The organism is Cocleimonas flava (genome assembly GCF_004339015.1).
Classification (GTDB): domain Bacteria; phylum Pseudomonadota; class Gammaproteobacteria; order Thiotrichales; family Thiotrichaceae; genus Cocleimonas; species Cocleimonas flava.
Map to the genome: position 1 here is coordinate 548,151 of NZ_SMFQ01000004.1, position 19,505 is coordinate 567,655.

The 19,505-nt window shown below is 41.5% G+C and carries 12 protein-coding genes; 3 read left to right on the forward strand and 9 right to left on the reverse strand.

Annotation, left to right across the window (positions count from 1 at the left end; all coding sequences use genetic code 11):
* Positions 1-129 precede the first annotated feature (129 nt).
* The 5 genes from glgB to pgi all read right to left on the reverse strand — a co-directional run bounded on the left by glgB (position 130) and on the right by pgi (position 8,673).
* A complete protein-coding gene (gene glgB, locus EV695_RS14255) occupies positions 130-2,313 on the reverse strand; it encodes a 1,4-alpha-glucan branching protein GlgB (RefSeq protein ID WP_131907075.1) in 2,184 nt (727 codons plus the stop codon).
* Positions 2,314-2,437: 124 nt separating this feature from the next.
* Positions 2,438-3,829, reverse strand: a complete 1,392-nt coding sequence (malQ, locus tag EV695_RS14260) for a 4-alpha-glucanotransferase (RefSeq protein ID WP_131906649.1) — start codon at positions 3,827-3,829, stop codon at positions 2,438-2,440.
* Positions 3,830-5,593, reverse strand: coding sequence for a glycoside hydrolase family 57 protein (locus EV695_RS14265; protein WP_131906650.1), 1,764 nt, complete (start codon positions 5,591-5,593; stop codon positions 3,830-3,832).
* 3 nt (positions 5,594-5,596) lie between these two features.
* A complete protein-coding gene (gene glgC / locus EV695_RS14270; protein ID WP_131906651.1) occupies positions 5,597-6,907 on the reverse strand; it encodes a glucose-1-phosphate adenylyltransferase in 1,311 nt (436 codons plus the stop codon).
* 89 nt (positions 6,908-6,996) lie between these two features.
* Positions 6,997-8,673 carry a glucose-6-phosphate isomerase gene (gene pgi, locus EV695_RS14275; RefSeq protein WP_131906652.1) on the reverse strand — a complete coding sequence of 559 codons (1,677 nt, stop codon included), beginning with the start codon at positions 8,671-8,673 and terminating at the stop codon, positions 6,997-6,999.
* Between the two features lie 536 nt (positions 8,674-9,209).
* On the opposite strand from pgi, the gene EV695_RS14280 reads away from it, so the two are divergent.
* Positions 9,210-10,508: a TlpA family protein disulfide reductase gene (locus tag EV695_RS14280; protein WP_131906653.1), complete on the forward strand. Its 1,299-nt coding sequence runs from the start codon at positions 9,210-9,212 to the stop codon at positions 10,506-10,508.
* Between the two features lie 203 nt (positions 10,509-10,711).
* Positions 10,712-12,085, forward strand: coding sequence for a c-type cytochrome (locus tag EV695_RS14285; protein ID WP_131906654.1), 1,374 nt, complete (start codon positions 10,712-10,714; stop codon positions 12,083-12,085).
* A gap of 71 nt (positions 12,086-12,156) precedes the next feature.
* Here the strand turns inward: EV695_RS14285 and rimI are convergent, their stop codons facing one another.
* From rimI to pssA, 4 genes are all read right to left on the reverse strand, one after another.
* Positions 12,157-12,642 (reverse strand): ribosomal protein S18-alanine N-acetyltransferase, encoded by a 486-nt coding sequence (gene rimI / locus EV695_RS14290; RefSeq protein ID WP_207907092.1) that lies wholly within the window; start codon positions 12,640-12,642, stop codon positions 12,157-12,159.
* Between the two features lie 18 nt (positions 12,643-12,660).
* Positions 12,661-13,527, reverse strand: coding sequence for a uracil-DNA glycosylase (locus tag EV695_RS14295; protein WP_131906655.1), 867 nt, complete (start codon positions 13,525-13,527; stop codon positions 12,661-12,663).
* Positions 13,528-13,575: 48 nt separating this feature from the next.
* Positions 13,576-15,135: a 2-isopropylmalate synthase gene (locus EV695_RS14300; protein ID WP_131906656.1), complete on the reverse strand. Its 1,560-nt coding sequence runs from the start codon at positions 15,133-15,135 to the stop codon at positions 13,576-13,578.
* A 343-nt stretch (positions 15,136-15,478) separates the two neighbouring features.
* Positions 15,479-16,270 carry a CDP-diacylglycerol--serine O-phosphatidyltransferase gene (gene pssA, locus EV695_RS14305; RefSeq protein ID WP_131906657.1) on the reverse strand — a complete coding sequence of 264 codons (792 nt, stop codon included), beginning with the start codon at positions 16,268-16,270 and terminating at the stop codon, positions 15,479-15,481.
* A 317-nt stretch (positions 16,271-16,587) separates the two neighbouring features.
* Between pssA and ppc the strand changes: the two genes are divergently transcribed.
* Positions 16,588-19,413 carry a phosphoenolpyruvate carboxylase gene (ppc, locus tag EV695_RS14310; RefSeq protein WP_131906658.1) on the forward strand — a complete coding sequence of 942 codons (2,826 nt, stop codon included), beginning with the start codon at positions 16,588-16,590 and terminating at the stop codon, positions 19,411-19,413.
* Positions 19,414-19,505: the final 92 nt, after the last annotated feature.

Genomic DNA, 19,505 nt, shown 5'->3' on the forward strand with positions numbered 1-19,505 from the left:
TTTACTGTTTTCTCCAGGCTATTTAAAGTAGAAAGTCACCCCCCTACTTACAGCCGTTTTTTTTAAGGGTTCTCTTTAGTCGTATATAAGCAATTCTCATGCCAGTAGTTGTTAAATGTTTATTTCATCCTAATGAGAAAAATCACCTTTTAAAAACAGAGCACTTAAAGGTGGCAACGTAACACTGATTGATTGTTGATAGCCCGTCCATGGTGTCGGTTCAACAACAATGGGATTGTCATTTCCACAATTTGAGCCCGTATAAAATGCAGAATCTGTATTTAACAACTCGTGGTATGTATCTGCCGCTGGAACGCCAATTCGGTAGTTAGTTCGGGGTACTGGTGTAAAATTCAATAAGCAAATTATCGACTCTTGCGGGTCGTTAGATTTACGTATCAAACTCAGTGCTGACTGATCTGAATCGTTACAATCTATCCACTCAAAACCATCGTGAGAGAAATCCCAGTAATGCAGCGCAGCCTCACTCTGATAGAGCTTATTCAGGTCTGTGATTAACTGACTAATGCCGTGATGTTGTTCTACAGATGTTAACGCCCAATCGAGTTCCGCATTGTCATTCCATTCAATCCATTGCGCGAACTCACCCCCCATGAATAATAATTTTTTGCCCGGATGAATGTATTGCCACGCGTACAATAAACGTAAATTGGCTAACTTCTGCCAGTCATCTCCTGGCATTTTACTGACCAGACTACGTTTGCCATGCACCACTTCATCATGCGATAACGGCAAAATAAAGTTTTCAGAATAGCTATAGATTTGACTGAAAGTCAGTTGGTTATGATGGTATTTACGGTGTACCGGATCGGTTTCCATATAGCTCAGGTTGTCATTCATCCAACCCATATTCCATTTAATGGAAAAGCCTAAACCACCGAGTTCTACAGGCCTAGAAACCATCGGCCATGCCGTTGATTCTTCTGCCATGGTCAGTACACCGGGGTGCAATCCATGAACCGTGGTATTCATTTGCTTGAGAAATTCGATGGCTTCCAGATTTTCTCTACCGCCAAACTCATTCGGCAACCACTCGCCAGCTTCTCTTGAATAATCCAGATAAAGCATAGAAGCAACCGCATCTACACGAAGTCCATCTAAATGGAATTCTTCAATCCAGTAGACTGCGTTGGTTATCAGAAAATTGCGTACTTCATTGCGCCCGTAATTGAAGATTAAAGTCCCCCAATCCTGATGCTCACCTTTTCTAGGGTCGGCATGCTCGTAAAGCGCATCGCCATTGAACTTCGCCAGCGCAAACGCATCTTTTGGAAAATGGGCAGGAACCCAGTCAAGAATCACACCAATATTTGCTTTGTGGCATTCGTTAACAAAGTAGCGAAAATCTTCCGGCGTACCGAATCGTGCCGTAGGTGCAAAGAAACCTGTAACCTGATATCCCCAGGATTGGTCTAACGGGTGTTCTGCTATCGGCAGTAATTCGATATGCGTATAGGCTAATTTCTTGATATAGGGAATGAGTTGGCTAGCAATGTCTCGCCAATTGAGGAAATAACCGTCTTCATCACGACGCCATGAGCCCGCGTGCAACTCATAGATACTGATTGGTTTATGTTGCCAATCGAAAACTTCACGCTGTTCTATCCAGTCTTGATCTTCCCAGTTAAATGCTTTTGCCGACGATATATGCGATGTTGTATCAGGACGTAATGCCATAGACTGAGCATAGGGATCCGTTTTCTTTAAGATCTCATCGTGTTGCGTACAGATTTCATATTTATACACGTCATTTTCGACCAAGCCCGGAATAAATAATTCCCATAGACCTGATGATCCTCGGCTCCGCATTGGATGTCTGCGGCCATCCCAGCCATTGAAATCACCAACAACGCTAATCCTTTTAACATTGGGGCACCACAAGGCGAATTGACAACCGCTTACCCCATCAATTGTCTGAATATGCGCACCCATAAATTGATAGGCATGATGATGTTTTCCTTCAGCAAATAGGTAAATATCCATCTCACCTATTTGCGGTTCAAAACTGTAGGCAGAGATTGACTCATGCCATTCTTCACTGCCTTTTTGTTGCCATTTGAGTGTGTAATGTTTATCCAGTGATTTGGCTTCCTTAGCCGATAACTGATACTCAAAGAAGTCACTGTCAGGAATTCGCGACATCTTTCCTATGCCTTTCAATTCTGCAACTTCTGCCTGAGGGAGAAAACTGCGGACAATGGCTCCTTCTTTTTTGTCTAGGGCATGAACACCCAAAACAGAAAACGGGTCATGATGTTTACCCTGCTGTAGTTTGGACAATTCTGGCGTCAACGTTTCGACCTCAATTTTATTGCTAGAAACGTTTTTGCTAGCGGCTTTTTTGGCAGAGCTTACTGTGCTTGGACTAGCTTTTTTCACGATTTCTTACCCGTCATATTATTCTTAGCTTGTGCCATTAGTGAGAATCCATTTTATATAAGCGACCAGCATTTTCTAGCTGCTCTCTAGTTTTATTGGCGATGCTTTTGGTTATTTGTTCCCAGTCGAATTTCCAGGTCCAATTATTTTCTGAGATTCCTGGAACATTCATGCGAGCTTCTGAGCCCAAATTCAGCAAATCTTGAATTGGAGCAATCGCTAATTGCCCCCTGCTATTGAATGCAACCTCAATGAGCTTCTCCGATATTTTGTTTGGGTCAGAAAGTTCTAAAGTATGCAAAATGTGATTTTGCATCTCTGTATCCTGGCTCGTAAACCAGCCGAGAGTCGTGTCATTATCATGTGTACCCGTGTAAACGATACGATCATAAGTAATGTTTTCAGGTTTATGCGGATTATCCGAAAAGCTGTCGAATGAGAATTGCAACACCGACATTCCCGGAAGTTTATATTTCTCACGCAAGGCATTCACTTCAGGCGTAATGATTCCCAAGTCTTCAGCAACAATCGCTAATGAGCCCATTTCTTGCTTTAAATGCTCAAGCAATTCCTCACCTGGTACTTTTTGCCATTCGCCATCGACTGCCGTTTCACACTCTGTTGGGATTACCCATACAGCTTCTAAGCCACGGAAATGATCAATACGTACCAAGTCAAAAAGACTGAAGTGATTTTTTAGGCGTTGCATCCACCACTTGAAATCATCTTGTCGCATTTGCGCCCAATTATAGTGCGGGTTACCCCAGCGTTGCCCAGTTTTGGAGAAATAATCGGGAGGCACTCCTGCAACTACAGTGGGCTGACTTTGGTCATCTAATAAAAATAATTCTGGATTACTCCATGTGTCCGCACTGTCGTGAGCAATAAAAATTGGCATATCGCCAAAGATCATAATATTACGCTCATCAGCATAGTGTTTGATTTCATTCCAACGTCGATAAAGACAAAATTGCTGCCAACAAATGGCATCTATTTGATCATGATTCTCTGTTCTATACTGATCTAAGGCGTGTTCTTCACGATGGCGAAATTCATCTGGCCATTCATACCAGGGTTTAAATTCCAGTGTTTGCTTTAACGACATGAATAAGGCGTAGTCATGTATCCAGTAATCCTGAGCAAATAACCAGCGTATGAATTCTTGATCGCCGACATTAATATTTTCGTAATCGTTAGCTGCCAGCAATGCAGGATTTATCGCAAATGCCGAGTAGCATTGATAAGGAGACAAGTTTTCCTGAGGTACACCTAATGGCAATATTTGCCATACACTGATACCTGCATTCGACAGAAAATCTAACCATCGAAAAGCATCGTTATCCAAGACGCCGGAAGGTAAAGAGGTTGGATGCAGTAACACCCCTCCTAATCGCGCTTCCTTATCGGTTAATTCGGAATATGTTTCCATTTAAACATTACGCCTCATGGTACCTGAGTTTTCGGCATTTCCTCCACCTATGGATATAGGGTGATTAAGATGTTCAGGAGGCACTTTATCAATCAATGTATAGAGCTTTTTCAACTGGATACGATACAACTCATCAAAGTCATTCACACTCTCAGACGAGTTATAATCACCAAACCACCAGAACCAGTCAGAGCCTTCACAAATCGCGAGTTGGTCATCTAACTCCAGCAATTCATCTTTTGATAAAGCGCTAGCAGAGACAACCTCGTCACAATCTTTTTTGGCAGCAACCAGGTATTCCCAGGCACGATTTTTATCTTCCTGCCCTATCCATGTAGTAAAACTGCCATACACCCAACTGCCGGCGCAAATGCTATCTACTTTGGTTGCTGTCACAGATTTTGCTGATTTGGCGAACGTTGTTACTTCTATGTCTTCGCATTGACTCATTTGTTGATACAAGGCATCCAGAAAATAATAACCATTGTCATGATAATATTCCCAGGCATTCTCTCCATCGAGGATCACCGAGACGACTTGTTGCTCCACATCATCGCCGACAAATTTCGCAATATTCTGCAGGTTTTCTACAAAATTATGCGCTGCATCATCAGCGTTCCAGTGACTGTATTCAAAACCAATAAAATCAGACAACCCATCATCTCTAAAATACATCTGAGTGCCATGATCTTTATATTGATAAGGCTTAAATAATGCCTTTTTATTATGTACTTCTTCAGAATCCATCTGATTCAGATGACATGTATTTCGCCAAACCTGCTCACCAGAAGCGGTCCAACTGATACCAAATTTATCTAACATCTCAATGGCGTCTTCACTCACTCCGCCTTCTGATAGCCACACACCATCAGGCTTTTTACCAAAGTGATGCTGAAACGATTGAATGCCTTTTTCCATATGCCATTCTGAACGACTTACACCATTCGGATAATCATCGCAATTAGGCATCGGAGCTTCTGGGGATGAGCATTTCATGTTCTCAAATTTATTCAACAGGGGCACAATAGGATGCGCATACGGAGTTAACGATAACTCTATTTGCCCACTATCTGCTAAGGCACGATAACGAGGGATGATGCCGCTTAAGGCTTCATAGATAATTGACAGCAGCTGTTTTCGATCATCCAGAGAATAGTCATGACCTTTTTCAAATAGTGCAGTGACCTGTTTTGAGCCTTTCAAAGAATGACCTAACCAGGCCAGATGATACCAAACCACTAGATCATGAAATTTCTGATCTTCCAGACCTTCAACAAATGAGTCAATGGGCGAGTTAGTTTGCGAATCAAAAGCTGACTCATTCTCTCTGGAAATTTTATCAAACACACTTTCCATACTTTTCATCAGTTGATCAAAAGCAGGATAAGGCTCAATCATTCTTGGTGCATAACAGCGCTGACAATCTTCAAATAAACGCTTTTTTTGCGCTAAATTTGATGGGATATCTGCTGTTCCCGCCAGTACCGAAAGCAGAGGATCTGATAATGGGTTTGTTTTATGTGAAGTACTCGACTGATAATTTTTAAGCTCTTCAACGTATTGATCAAGCTGTTCCAGCAATACCGGAGAGAAATTAACAACAGCAGCCATATCTGGGTGGTTTTCAAGATGCTTCGCCATATCGGTATAATCTTTTATGCCATGCAGATAAACCCACGGCAGATGGAAAGTACCATTAGGCCCTTCACGATAGTAAGGCTGATGCATATGCCAGCACAGTACTACTTTAAGCTTAGACTTCATAAATCAATCACCTTCAAATGAAAACAAATCCTGACCAAGCATCCCTGGAGTTACCAGTACGATACCTTCATCAGAAACATGGTATTTTTTACGATCAGCCTCAAGGTCTTCACCAATTACAGTGCCATCAGGTATCACACAGGCTTTGTCGATAATAGCTTTGCTAATGCGGCAATTCTTGCCGATGCGAACCTTGGGTAAAATCACACTGTCTTTCACATGCGAATAACTTTCAATGGTTGTTCCTGATGAAATCACAGATCGTTTGACGCGCGCGCCTGAAATAATACAGCCACCAGAAACCAATGAATCTATTGCCTCGCCACGACGGCCTTCATCGTCAAAAATAAATTTTGCGGGTGGGCTTTGTGTTTGATAAGTCCATATTGGCCATTCCTGATCATACAAGTTCAACTCTGGCTCTATATCGCATAACTCCATATTGGTTTGCCAATAAGATTGCAGCGTTCCAACATCTCTCCAGTAAGAAGGCTCACCGGTTTCCTCGTCAGCAAAGGCATAGGCCATGGCAATTGAGTCTTTGATTTTTGCAGGAATAATATCTTTACCAAAATCATGAGTAGACGCAGGATTGCTGGCATCTTCTTTCAACGTTTCGTAAAGAAAACGGGTAGAGAAAATATAAATCCCCATAGAAGCCAATGCAGAATCTGGTTTGCCCGGCATCGGTTCGGGGTTCTCTGGTTTTTCAGTAAAATTGGAAATTTGCATATCATCCTGAACCGCCATGACGCCGAAACACGACGCCTCTGCTCTGGGCACTTCGATACAACCCACGGTAAAATCAGCGCCTGATTGAACGTGCTGAAGTAACATTTTGGTGTAATCCATGGTGTAGATATGATCCCCACCTAACACAATCACATACTCAGCTCGGTGACTGCGCATAATATCGATATTTTGAAATAGAGCATCCGCAGTACCTTTATACCAGGCTTTCTCTGCCGTACGTTGCTGTGCAGGCAACAACTCGACAAACTCACCTATTTCTGCACGTAAAAAACTCCAGCCACGTTGTAAATGCCTTAACAAGGAGTGTGATTTATATTGCGTTAACACGGTGATTTTTCGTAAACCCGAATTCACACAATTTGAAAGTGCAAAATCGATAATGCGATATTTACCACAAATTGGCACTGCAGGTTTGGCGCGCCATTTGGTTAAATCCTTCAAACGCGAACCTTCTCCACCTGCAAGAATTAACACAAGTGTTTTACGTGTCATTTCTGTCGCAGTTCTTGGCACAAAGTTTTGATTTCGACTTTGAGTTAGCTTTGTTGAACCACTATCCATTTTGTTATCCCTTTATTCGCATGACTGTTTAAAACAGCCATTAGTATGTAAAATGAAGCAATTACTATGCCAGTATTTTGTTATTAAACTTATTCTGTTCCTACACCAATAACATCACGGTAATAATTGATGAGTGTATTGGTTGATCCATCATGACTTCTAACTTCGTACGGTTGATCGATATCTTCGAGAATGGTTTTGGTCAGTTGCTTACCCAGTTCAACTCCCCACTGATCAAAGGAATTGAGATTCCAGACTATGCCCTGCACAAATATCTTATGCTCATAAAGTGCTAAAAGCATTCCCAGAGTGCGTGGTGTTAATTTACGAATGAGTATGGTGTTAGTCGGGTGATTTCCTTCAAAAACCATGTGGTGGATCCGCTTTTCAATATCACCCAGATCAGCGTCACTTGCCTTGATATCGGCTAAGGTTTCATCAAAATTTCTGCCACGCATCAATGCCTCAGTTTGAGCCAGAGCATTCGCAAACATAATATTATGTTGGTCCTGATGGGTACTGTGCGTCAACATCGATACAATAAAATCCGATGGGATCATTTTCGTACCCTGATGAATCGACTGATAAAACGCATGCTGGCCGTTAATTCCCGACATCCCCCAAATTATGGGGCCGGTTGCATAATCAACCTTGCGACCATCTCTATCGACAGATTTACCATTACTTTCCATATCTGCCTGTTCCAGATACATGGTTAAACTTCTTAAATAATGGTCATACGGAAAAATACCGTAGGATTCTGCTTCAAAGAAATTGTTGTACCAAATTCCAAGCATAGCCAGAATCACCGGCATGTTTTGTTCAAGTGGCGCTTCCCTAAAATGCTGATCCATCGAATGCGCGCCACTCAGCATCTTCTTAAACTTCTTCATACCAACTGCCAGAACCACGGATAAACCAATCGCTGACCAGAGCGAATAGCGTCCTCCAACCCAATCCCAGAACTCGAACATATTTTCTGGATCGATGCCAAATTTGATGACGCCCTCACGATTCGTAGAAACAGCGACAAAATGTTTGCTTATATGCGCCTCATCTACCGCTGACTGCAAAAACCATTCACGGGCAACGTGTGCATTGGTCAATGTTTCCTGTGTGGTGAACGTTTTCGAAGAAATCACAAACAACGTTGTTTCTGGGTTGAGTTTTTCTAGCGATTGATCAATGTGTGCGCCATCAACATTTGAAATGAAATTTACGCTCAAACGCTTATGGTGATAAGGGGTCAATGCCTCATAGACCATCTTCGGCCCTAAATCTGAACCACCAATACCAACATTGACAATGTTAGTGATCTTTTTACCGGTGTAACCCTTCCAGCTTCCTTTCCTGACTTTTTCAGAGAAAGCGTCCATCTTATCAATGGTCGAATTGATCATTGGCATGATGTCTTCACCATCCACCATGATAGGCGTATTGGTTCGGTTGCGTAACGCAGTATGCAATACCGCCCGGCCTTCGGTATTGTTAATTTTTTCACCGCTGAACATGCGCTCTCGCCAACTTTCCAAATCTGCCTCTTTAGCAAGCTCACAGAGCAAAGGAATGGTTTCGTGTGAGATCCGGTTTTTTGAATAATCCAGAAATAAACCGTTATATTCGATGGAATATTTATTCACTCTTTGTGGATCTACGCTGAATAATCTGCGCATGTGAAGCTGACTTACCTGAGCAAAGTGTTTTTGCAATTTCTTGTAAGCTGGCAATGTAGTTAGAGACGGTTTTTCTTTGTTAGTATTAGCCATTATCATTTTACCAGTTATAAATAGTTACTCTAAAATCATAGTTGATTTATAAATCTGTAAATTTGACTCAATCGAGATCAACTTAAGAAAAATAGTATTCATAAATTCAGTGGTATTTATCTACCGATATTGAAATTCCGAAGTTTTACTAATCTGATACCTTAAAATTTAAATATCCAGAAAACTCAAGCTTAGAAGAATATCCCTAACCCCTCTAAACAGAAATATCACCAATGAAGTAAATATAGAAATTGCTATTGATTAACCCTCTGCATAATTAACAATAACAGTGTTTCAGATTTACGCCTGTCATAAGTTGATACTGCCATGACGTTTCATAATATAGATACTGCATTTTGTATCGGCTTCATTGATCTCACTCGCATCTAGCTCAATAAGAACCGTTTAATTTTAAGAAAACATCATCAATTTCGATTTCGAATACCACTTACTTAGTTATAGACTAGTTTTCAAAAAATGCCCTGTAAGTAGGGGGGTGTGTTTAAATTTAAAATAAAAACGATTACTATCGGCAAATGCAACGACAAACATATTCTGGTTATTTTTTCGGTATTTTGATATCTACGATATTGTTTTGTTCACACGCATCCGCAGAAACAGTACTTTTACCTTCAGAGCAAGAAATCAATGTAGAAGAAAACGGCTCAGCTGAAAGTCAAAAGCATATCCTCTGGCTTACCTCGGAACGAGGCATCTCTGGCGAACTACAAAAAACGGTTCTAGAAATTAGCAAACAAAATGATCTGCACATTTTGATGCCCGACTGGCATGACAGTTACTTTTTAAGCCCTTCCCGATCTGCCTTGGAAAAAATCCCCGAAGAAGATTATAGGGACCTCATCAAATACTACGCAGACAAATTCGATACGCTCTTTATCGTTGCCAGTGATAGAGCAGCAAGCCACACCCTAAAAGCGTTACATCAGCTACAAACAGAAAAAGCCATAAATACCCCCCATACAAACACCAGTGAAAATACAGGCACTATTGCGGGACTAATTCTCATCGCCCCCTATTTGCAAAAACAAACGCCTGACATAGGTAAAAGGGTTGAATATCTTGATATTGCAAAACACAGTAATCTGCCTTTGTATGTTTTTCAGGCGGAACGATCACCGCGTTACGTGCCATTACCGCAACTCATCAAAGCGCTTGAACAAGGTGGCAGTCAAGTATACACGCATGTCCTCAAAGGCATTACGGGTGGATTTCATGCCAGAAATAAAGAAGATCTAACTCCCATAGATTTAAAAGCAAAAGATGCTTTTCCGAAACAAATAAACAATGCACTAAGTATGCTGGCATTTGCTGAGTCAGCGCCACTGAAACCTATTAAAGAATACACGGTCGTTAAAACCAAAAAGCGCTTGAACATGCTAAAAAAAGTAACACTTACTACTCCATCACTTGTATTAACCGACCTGAGTGGCAAGCCACACAATCTCACTGACTATCACGATAAAATCATTGTCGTCAGTTTCTGGGCTAGCTGGTGTCGTCCCTGTATCGAAGAGATGCCATCACTGGTAAAACTCAAAGAAAAATACAAACAGGATCTGGAAATACTTGCTGTCAACGTTCGTGAAGACACCGAGGTGATAAAGGCATTTACCCAAACGATGGGAATCAACTTTCCTATTTTAAAAGACAGCGACTCGGCCGTAACTGAAGCCTGGAAAGTTTATGTCTATCCGAGTAATTTCATCGTCGATAAAACCGGAAAGCTCAGCTTCGCCGCAACGGGAGCAATGGATTGGCAAGAGCCTGAAATAGAGAGCGTAATAAATGGCTTAATTAAAGTATCAGATAAGTAGCACTGGCAAAGAGTCCTTTAAGTTAAAGAATCTTTAAGTTAAAGAATCATTAATTATTGAATGCACCCCCCTACTTTGGAGGCTTTTTTTAGAACATGGATAAACTACAAACACACAAAAGCTAATCCAAAAACAAACTCTTGATTTGGCTTTTTCGACTTTTTATTCTATAAACTCTAGGTAAGGAATAAAAGAGCCACCAATTGAAACGTTTCTTCATTACTTTCGTTCTCCCTATGTGTTTGCTGTTTCACAGCAATCTTAATGCTGACGCTGCCGAAAATAATAGAAATCTGGTAGGTCATGGTGGTCCGGTTAATACCGTCGCAATTAGTCCTGATGGTAAATCTGCGCTTTCTGGCAGCCTCGATTATGCCGTAATGTTGTGGGATCTAGACGCATCCCTGAACGCATCCCCAGACGCATCAAAAGTTGCTAAAAAAACCAAACCAAATAGCCAACACCACCGTTTTATTGCACACAAAGGCGCAGTAAGTGCGATTCAGTTTTTCCCATCAGGTGACAAAGCCATATCATCTGGCGATCATGGCAATGTGTACGTTTGGGACTTGAAAGAAAAGAAGGTCATCGCTCAGCTAGAAGGACATCTCGCCAAAGTCGTTTCCATCGATATCTCCAATGATGCCAAAGTTGCCACCACTTCCAGCTGGGATGGTCATGTGATTTTATGGGATTTAGCGACTCATAAGCTGATCCATAAAATCCATGTGCAGAATCATCCTGTCAATGCTGTGTTGATTTCAGAGGATGCAAAAACACTTTATTCCGCAGGTTACGATGGCAAGATTCGCTCGTGGGATGCAACCACTGGTGATTTCATTAAAGTACTCCATTCTCACGGCTGGCCGATCAATATCATGCGTTGGTTACCGGAGCAAAAACAACTCATCTTTGGCACTACCAATGGCGATGTTCAAATATTCGATCCTACCGCAGAAAAAATCGTCAAGGTGTTGATTCCGCATGAAAAACCTGTCCTGGGCTTAGCCGTATCTAAACAGCATAATTTGATTGCCAGCGGTGGAAATGACGGAATAATTCGGGTCTGGGATATTACTAATTGGGAGTTAAAAGGACAAACCATAACCATCCTGGGTCCTGTCTGGGCATTGGCATTTAATCATGATGGTAAATCGCTCTATTATGGTTCACTCGATGACGAAGTGAAATATTGGAAAATCACCGATAAAGACGATGAAAACCTATGGATAGACCACAAGCCCAGACGCTTTCAGGTTAAAACAGGTTTGCCATTGGGAGAATTACAATTCGCACGCAAGTGTAGTGTCTGTCATACCTTGAACGAAAATGATGCAAATCGCGCTGGACCGACATTGCATAACGTCTTTGGTCGAAAGGCGGGCAGTCTTGCAGGGTATAATTACTCGGACAGTTTGAAGGATTCACCCATTATCTGGGATGAAAAAACCATCGACGAATTATTTGTAGAAGGGCCAGCGAAAGTGGTACCTGGTACTAAAATGCCACTGCAAAAAGTAGCGGATGATAAACAAAGAAAAGCGTTAATTGCTTTTTTAAAGAAAGCGACGCAATAACAACAGAGTAATTAGTTAGCAGTTAGCAGGTTTTTACGATTTCTTATTTACGAATTCTTATTTACGATCTCTTATAACGACTTGAAGACTAAAGTCTTTGCCATCACGACTGCATCTTCACGACCATTATCCGCAGGGTAATAACCTTTTCTTAAACCAATTTCATTATAACCTTCACTTTGGTAAAGATTGATTCCCGCTTTATTCGAGGGCCTGACTTCTAAAAAAACAGTTTCTGCGTCGTGCTTTTCAGCGATAGCTTCTGCTTCTGCAAGTAACTTTCTTCCCCACCCTTTTCCCTGTAATTCTGGGTAAACGCAGATATTCAGGATATGCGCTTCTTTGACCACCGCGGAAATTACGACATGTCCATTGAGCTGTTTACCCTGTTGAAACACCCAGCAAGAATAAGCCTTATTATCGATACAGTCTTTAAAGTTACCCAGAGTCCATGGGTATGGATAAGAGGCAAGCTCCCCCACCATAACCTCTGTCAAATCCTCATGCAGCATGGGGCGAAGGTATTGAAGTTGAGTCGATTGAGTAGATTGTTTCATTCTGTAATCAAACTCATTTTAATCAATCAAACTGATTGCCAGTTTCAAGTCTTCCCAGGCTTTACGCTTATCCGAGGGTTTACTCAATAAGTAACTTGGGTAGTAAGTAACGACAATGTGTATCTTTGTTTCTGGCAAGGTAAATGGTTTGCCCCTTAAACGTGCTAAAGGCTCATCGCTATGTAATATATTCTGCGCTGCCAACTGCCCGACAATGACTATGATTTCTGGCTGCACTTGCTTGATACATTCTTGAAGAATGACGTTGAGTTCTGCTTTCGAGACTTTAGCATCAGTTTCATTCTGCTGTGAATTTCGTAATACGTTGACTAAATAGGCATCGTTTCTCGGGTTTGGAATTCCTACTGCTCGCAGCATGTTTTCCATCAACACACCTTCTTCTCTATTATAAGGCTGCCCGTGTTCGTGCTCTATAAACTCGGGGTTTTGCCCAATAATCATCCACTTAGCGTCTAAACTTCCTTCTGCGTAAACAGTATGTTCGGCGGTTTTATTGAAAATATTGGGGAGGTTTGTTGGTGCTTGCTTAGAGGCTGTTGGCTCAGACTCAAGTGTTTCAGTGATCCGTCTAATGGTTTCACTGGCCGCCTGTGATGCTTCACTAGTTCTAGCTCTCGCGGTTCTGCTTTTGTCTTCTTTTTGCTCCAGATCTTGCAGAATATTTTCTATCGCATTTGAGCCACCAGAAGAATTATCCGCAGTACGTTCTGCAGACTGATTAGGTGCTGCATTAGTTGATGCTGAGCTCGTTGATGCTGAGCGTCCCTCATCAATCAACAATGCTTCATCAATGACTAACTCACGGGAAACCCAAACAGGGATTCCCATGGCATTTAGATAGTTTAATTGTGCAGGACTAGTCATAGATTATGTGTGACATTATTTATAATGCTGTCTGTTAAGCAATGTCTGTTAAACACTATGCTGAGGGTGAGCTCGGCTTTCGTCACTGGCTAACTTGTTCAGTGCATCAAGGTAAGAATAAGCAGACGCTATGACTATATCAGGATCAGACCCATTTCCATAAAACTGGCGCCCTGCTTTCTCAATGCGAACTGTCACTTCACCCTGCGCATCGGTTCCGCTAGTGATGCTATTGACAGAATACAGTTCAAGTGTGCCATGGTCTTCAACAATGGTTTTAATTGCAGAGAATACCGCATCAACTGACCCACCACCTTCTGCTTCGCCAGTGACTTCTTTACCATCGATATTTAACACGACTTTAGCTCTTGGTGTTTCACCCGTTTCAGAGCAGACAAAAGAAGAGACTAGATGGTAACGAGTATGTTCTAAAGCAGCCTGTGATTCAGATGCAATTGCAATTAAGTCTTCATCAAAAATTTCATGCTTGCGATCTGCAACATCCTTAAAACGCGAAAATGCAGCATTTAAAGCTTCTTCATTATCAAGAATGATACCGATCTCTTCTAAACGCGATTTCAAAGCGTTGCGACCTGAGTGTTTACCCAAGACGATTTTATTGTCTGACCAGCCTACATCCTGTGCACGCATGATTTCATAGGTTTCTCTTGATTTAAGAACGCCATCCTGATGAATGCCAGACTCATGTGCAAAAGCATTCTTACCGACAATGGCTTTATTCGGTTGAACAGGAAAACCTGTAACAGAAGACACTAAGCGTGATGCCGGAACGATAAAGGAAGTATCGATATTAGTATGACAATCGAATACATCATGACGGGTACGAATAGCCATTACGATTTCTTCTAAAGACGCATTCCCTGCTCTCTCGCCCAAACCATTGATAGTACATTCAACCTGACGCGCACCATTTAACACCGAAGACAAAGAATTACTTACTGCCAAACCTAAATCATTATGACAATGAACTGAAATAACAGCTTTATCAGCATTGGGGACTGCTTCGATTAAACGACGAATCAAATCACCAAATTGATGCGGAATATTATATCCAACAGTATCAGGGATGTTGATGGTAGTTGCGCCTGCATCGATGGCGGCTTCTACAACACGGCATAAAAAATCGAACTCTGTTCTGCCCGCATCTTCTGCTGAAAACTCAACGTTATCTGTGTATTGGCGCGCTTTTTTAACGGCACGAATAGCTTGCGCGAGTACATCATCCGGCTGCATACGAAGCTTTTCTTTCATATGTATCGGTGATGTCGCAATAAAGGTATGAATACGACCCGAGTTAGCTGGCTTTAGCGCTTCGCCAGCGCGTTCGATATCTGCATCCAACGATCTAGCCAGACCACAGACAGTACTGTCTTTTACAGCAGTAGCCACGGCTTTTACTGACTCAAAATCACCGGGACTGGCAATCGGGAAACCAGCTTCGATAACATCTACACGCATTTGTTCCAGCATTTTGCCTATACGCACCTTTTCTTCCAACGTCATGGAAGCCCCTGGGCTTTGCTCGCCATCGCGCAAAGTTGTATCAAAAACGATCAAACGATCGTTAGAATTAGTATTAGTTGTCATTGGTATTTACTCCATTCTCTGGGCGCGAATAATAACCAATTATAGGTCTAAAGAAGGCTTCAGAGAAAGTTTACAAAAAAATAAATGGAAGTTGCGTTTAGCCTCGCAAAGGCAATTATCAGCTGCCCAAAGGCAGAAGGAGTAACAAACTGAGCAGTAGAAGTGAAACAAGCGTTGCTAACACGATCAAATCCGAAGATTGATTTTTTGTAATTGCCTTGGCTTTTGACGCAATAATGTTATTGGTCTTGGCAAAATGAACTCTATTATGTCGGTGCTTCATGTTTCGAATATAATTTCATTTCTTAATTTATTCAAGCAAATCACATTTAATGATGTGCTTTTACGCATCATCACCCGTTTTTTTATTCTGTGTTTCAGATAAACGCTTCAATGCTTTCCTTCTGGTTTGTAACCAGTTGAAAGGTCCAGATAAGGCATAGATAAAAAACACAAAAAACAGCACTATTGGAGGTGCGACCTGCACTAAAGCAAAGATCAAAATAATGACTAATATCGCCAGATGCGGCACTTTACTTTTCAAGTCAAAGTCTTTGAAACTATTGTATTTAACATTACTTACCATCAATAATCCTGCGAAGATGGTTATCAGCAATGCCGGAATCTGAAGTGCTTTACCCTCAAATTCCAAATCGTGAAGCATCCATACCATTCCTACAACAATCGCTGCAGATGCTGGGCTTGGCAAGCCAATGAAATGTCTTTTATCGACTTCATGTATTTGAGAATTAAAACGAGCCAATCTTAATGCCGCACAAGCCACATAGATAAACGCAGCCATCCAGCCTAGTTTGCCCCACGATACACTCGTGTCTCGCATGAAAATTAATGACCATTGATAGATGACCAATGCAGGTGCTAAACCAAATGAAACCAGATCTGATAGGCTATCGTATTGCTCACCGAATTCGGAAGAAGTATTGGTCCAGCGTGCAACTCTGCCGTCCAGTCCGTCTAGGATCATGGCCACAAAAACAGCGATACAGGCTTTTTCGAATTGACCATTCATCGCAGCTAGAATGGCGAAGAATCCGCTGAATAAAGCCGCTGTAGTGACCAAATTAGGTAAGAGATAAATACCTTTACGTGGAGATGGTTTGGTTGATTCATTCATGGACGCATTCTTACATAGTTTTAGAGAGTGTCACAGAAATCTTACAAATTTTAGGCGAAAAAAAACGGGCACTAGGCCCGTTGAATGTGATCGCTCAAGCGATTTCTTGTTGTTAGCGTCGTCTATAATACCGAGGTTTAGCTGTCTAAAAGCTGAACCACATAATTTATTTATGATTTTTTATTCATTCTAATCTAAATAATAAGGTGAGGCTTTTGCAAACCACTTGTAAAAAAGCATAAGTAACCGCATTTTAAGAAAAACCACAATGAGCAAGTAATCATTAACCAATAAATTTAACGGCGTATTAAATTCTTATGAATAATGAAGTACAAACAAAAAAACCAGAAACAAATATGGAACCACTGCAAAAGCAGGTTCGTATTGTAGGAAACCTTCTTGGCGAGGTTTTGAAAGAACAAGAAGGTGAAGCGATTTTTGATACGGTTGAATACTTAAGAACAGGCTATATCAGCTTGCGTCATAAAGATGATCCACAAAAACGTTTGGATCTCATGGCATATATCGAAACACTTGACGAACACACACTGAAACAAGTGACCCGTGCTTTCAATACCTTTTATGTACTTTCCAATATTGTTGAAGAAGATTATTTGCACCGCGAACGGCGTAACCTCTATAAACAAGACGATCGAAAACTCTGGCAAGGCTCATTCCTGAGAACGGTCGATGAAATTGCAGAATCTGGAATCTCTGCAGAAGATATGCAAAGAATTATCGATGAGTTACGTTACACCCCGGTTTTTACGGCCCACCCTACTGAAGCTCGCCGAAGAACGATGATGACATTACAGCGTCGTATCTTTCTTATAATTGATCAACTGAATAGAGACGAACTCACTTCAGAAGAAAGAGGCTCACTGCAAAACCAGCTCAAATCGCAAATTCAATTATTATGGCGCACTAAAGAAGTCAGGTTAAACAAACCAACGGTAGAAGATGAAGTGCGCTACGGGCTGTTTTATTTTCAGGCAAGCCTGTTTGAAGCAATACCCATGGTTTATCGTTATTTTGAACGAGCAACACGTAAAGTGTATGGCTCTGGAAAAATTAACATACCCAGCCTATTAAAATTCGGTTCCTGGATTGGTGGTGATAGAGATGGCAACCCTTTTGTAACCCCTGCCGTCACTCGAAATGCCATTCGCCTGCATATGCAAGAAGCGCTCAACGAATACCATTGTCGTATTGTGAAACTGCGTAGTATTTTATCTCACGATATAGAATACATAACACCAAGTGCAGAATTTATAACTTCACTGAAAGCGGATGAAGCAGAACTAAAAGAATTTATTTCTAAACGAAAAACCGAACTGTTTGAAAATGAGCCCTATAGACAGAAACTTGACTATATGGCGCATAGATTAAATGCAAACTTTCTCATCGTGAGAAGTTATATCAGTGGAGAAAAAGCTGATATGTCCTCTGGCGCGTTAAAAGGCACCTACAAAGAAGTTACTGAGTTTCTCAATGAGCTCTATTTAATACGCGACTCTCTGATCAGTCACAACGATCAGTATATTGCTAACAGAGAACTTAAAGATTTAATCCGCTTAGTAGAAACCTGTGGTTTCACTTTGTATAAATTAGATCTTCGACAAGAATCAACCGTGCATACACGAACGGTTACCGAAGTGCTTAAGCAATTTACCCCAGATCAGGATTACGAGACATTATCTGAAACACAACGCATTGAAACTCTGGCAAATTTAATATCGCGGGTTAATTTACCAAAACCCAATCCGGAATCACTATCTGCAGAATCTGTCGAGGCATTAGAATTATTTGATACGATGGAGGAAATGCGCGCCGAAACAGGCGATAGCATTTTTGGTACGTATGTCATTTCAATGACGCATACCGCCAGCCATGTTTTAGAAGTGATGTTCCTGGCTAGACTGGCAGGTATCGTTGGCACAGATGCCGATGGCAAACCATTCTGCAATATACAAATCTCCCCGCTATTCGAAACTATTGAAGATTTACGTCACATCAGTGAAGTACTCACCAATCTATTCGAAAACCCTGTGTATATGGAATTACTTAAAGTTTCGGGGAATTTACAGGAAGTCATGCTGGGTTATTCCGACTCATGTAAGGACGGCGGCATCCTCGCGTCGCAATGGAATTTATACAATGCCCAGAAACAGGTTATCGCACTAACAGACTCCTATGGCGTTAAATGCCGTATGTTCCATGGTCGTGGAGGGACTGTAGGACGTGGCGGCGGTCCAACGCATGAAGCGATAATTTCGCAACCGCCTGATACCGTTCATGGTCAAATCAAATTCACCGAGCAAGGTGAAGTCTTATCAAACAAATACAGTAATACCGAAACCGCAGTGTATGAATTGGGTGTGGGAATCACAGGGCTGTTAAAAGCGAGTCAATCTATCGTCAAAAAGCATGGGAAATATGCAGATAATTATCTTCAGGCAATGGCAGATATCGCCGTTTCAGGAGAGCAAAGTTATCGAGACTTGACGGATAACACCGAAGGTTTTCAGGATTATTTCTACGAAAACACACCCGTTACCGAAATTGGGCAGATGAATATCGGATCACGCCCTTCACACCGTAAAACAGATCGCTCTAAAGCGTCTATTCGTGCTATTCCCTGGGTATTTGGCTGGTCACTATCACGACATACGCTACCTGCCTGGTATGGTATTGGAACAGCCCTCGAAACATTCCGTAAAGAACATGGCGAGTTATTGTTAAGAGAAATGTACCAGAAATGGCCATTCTTCAAAGCGTTGTTGAGTAATGTGCAAATGTCTTTATTCAAAGCGCAAATGGATATCGCCAAGGAATATTCAAACCTGTGGAAAGACAAGAAACGCTCAGCCATTATCTACGACAAAATAGCCGCTGAATATCACCTAACCGTTAGAGAATTATTATCCGTTGCACAGATCGATAATCTTCTTCAAGAAACACCATTGTTGCAATATTCACTGGAACGTCGCGAACCATATCTTGATCCATTAAATCATATCCAGATAACGGTACTAGGAAGACACCGGGAATTTATCAGCAAATCCGAAGAAGAATCACCCTGGATTGATGAGCTATTGCTGACAATTAATGCCATTGCAGCGGGAATGCGAAACACAGGATAACGTAATACAGAATGAATAGTTATGAAAAAAACGCCTGTAAGTAGGGGGGTGTGTTTTGGTTTTTGATTATTGGGGTTAGCTAGAAATATTAG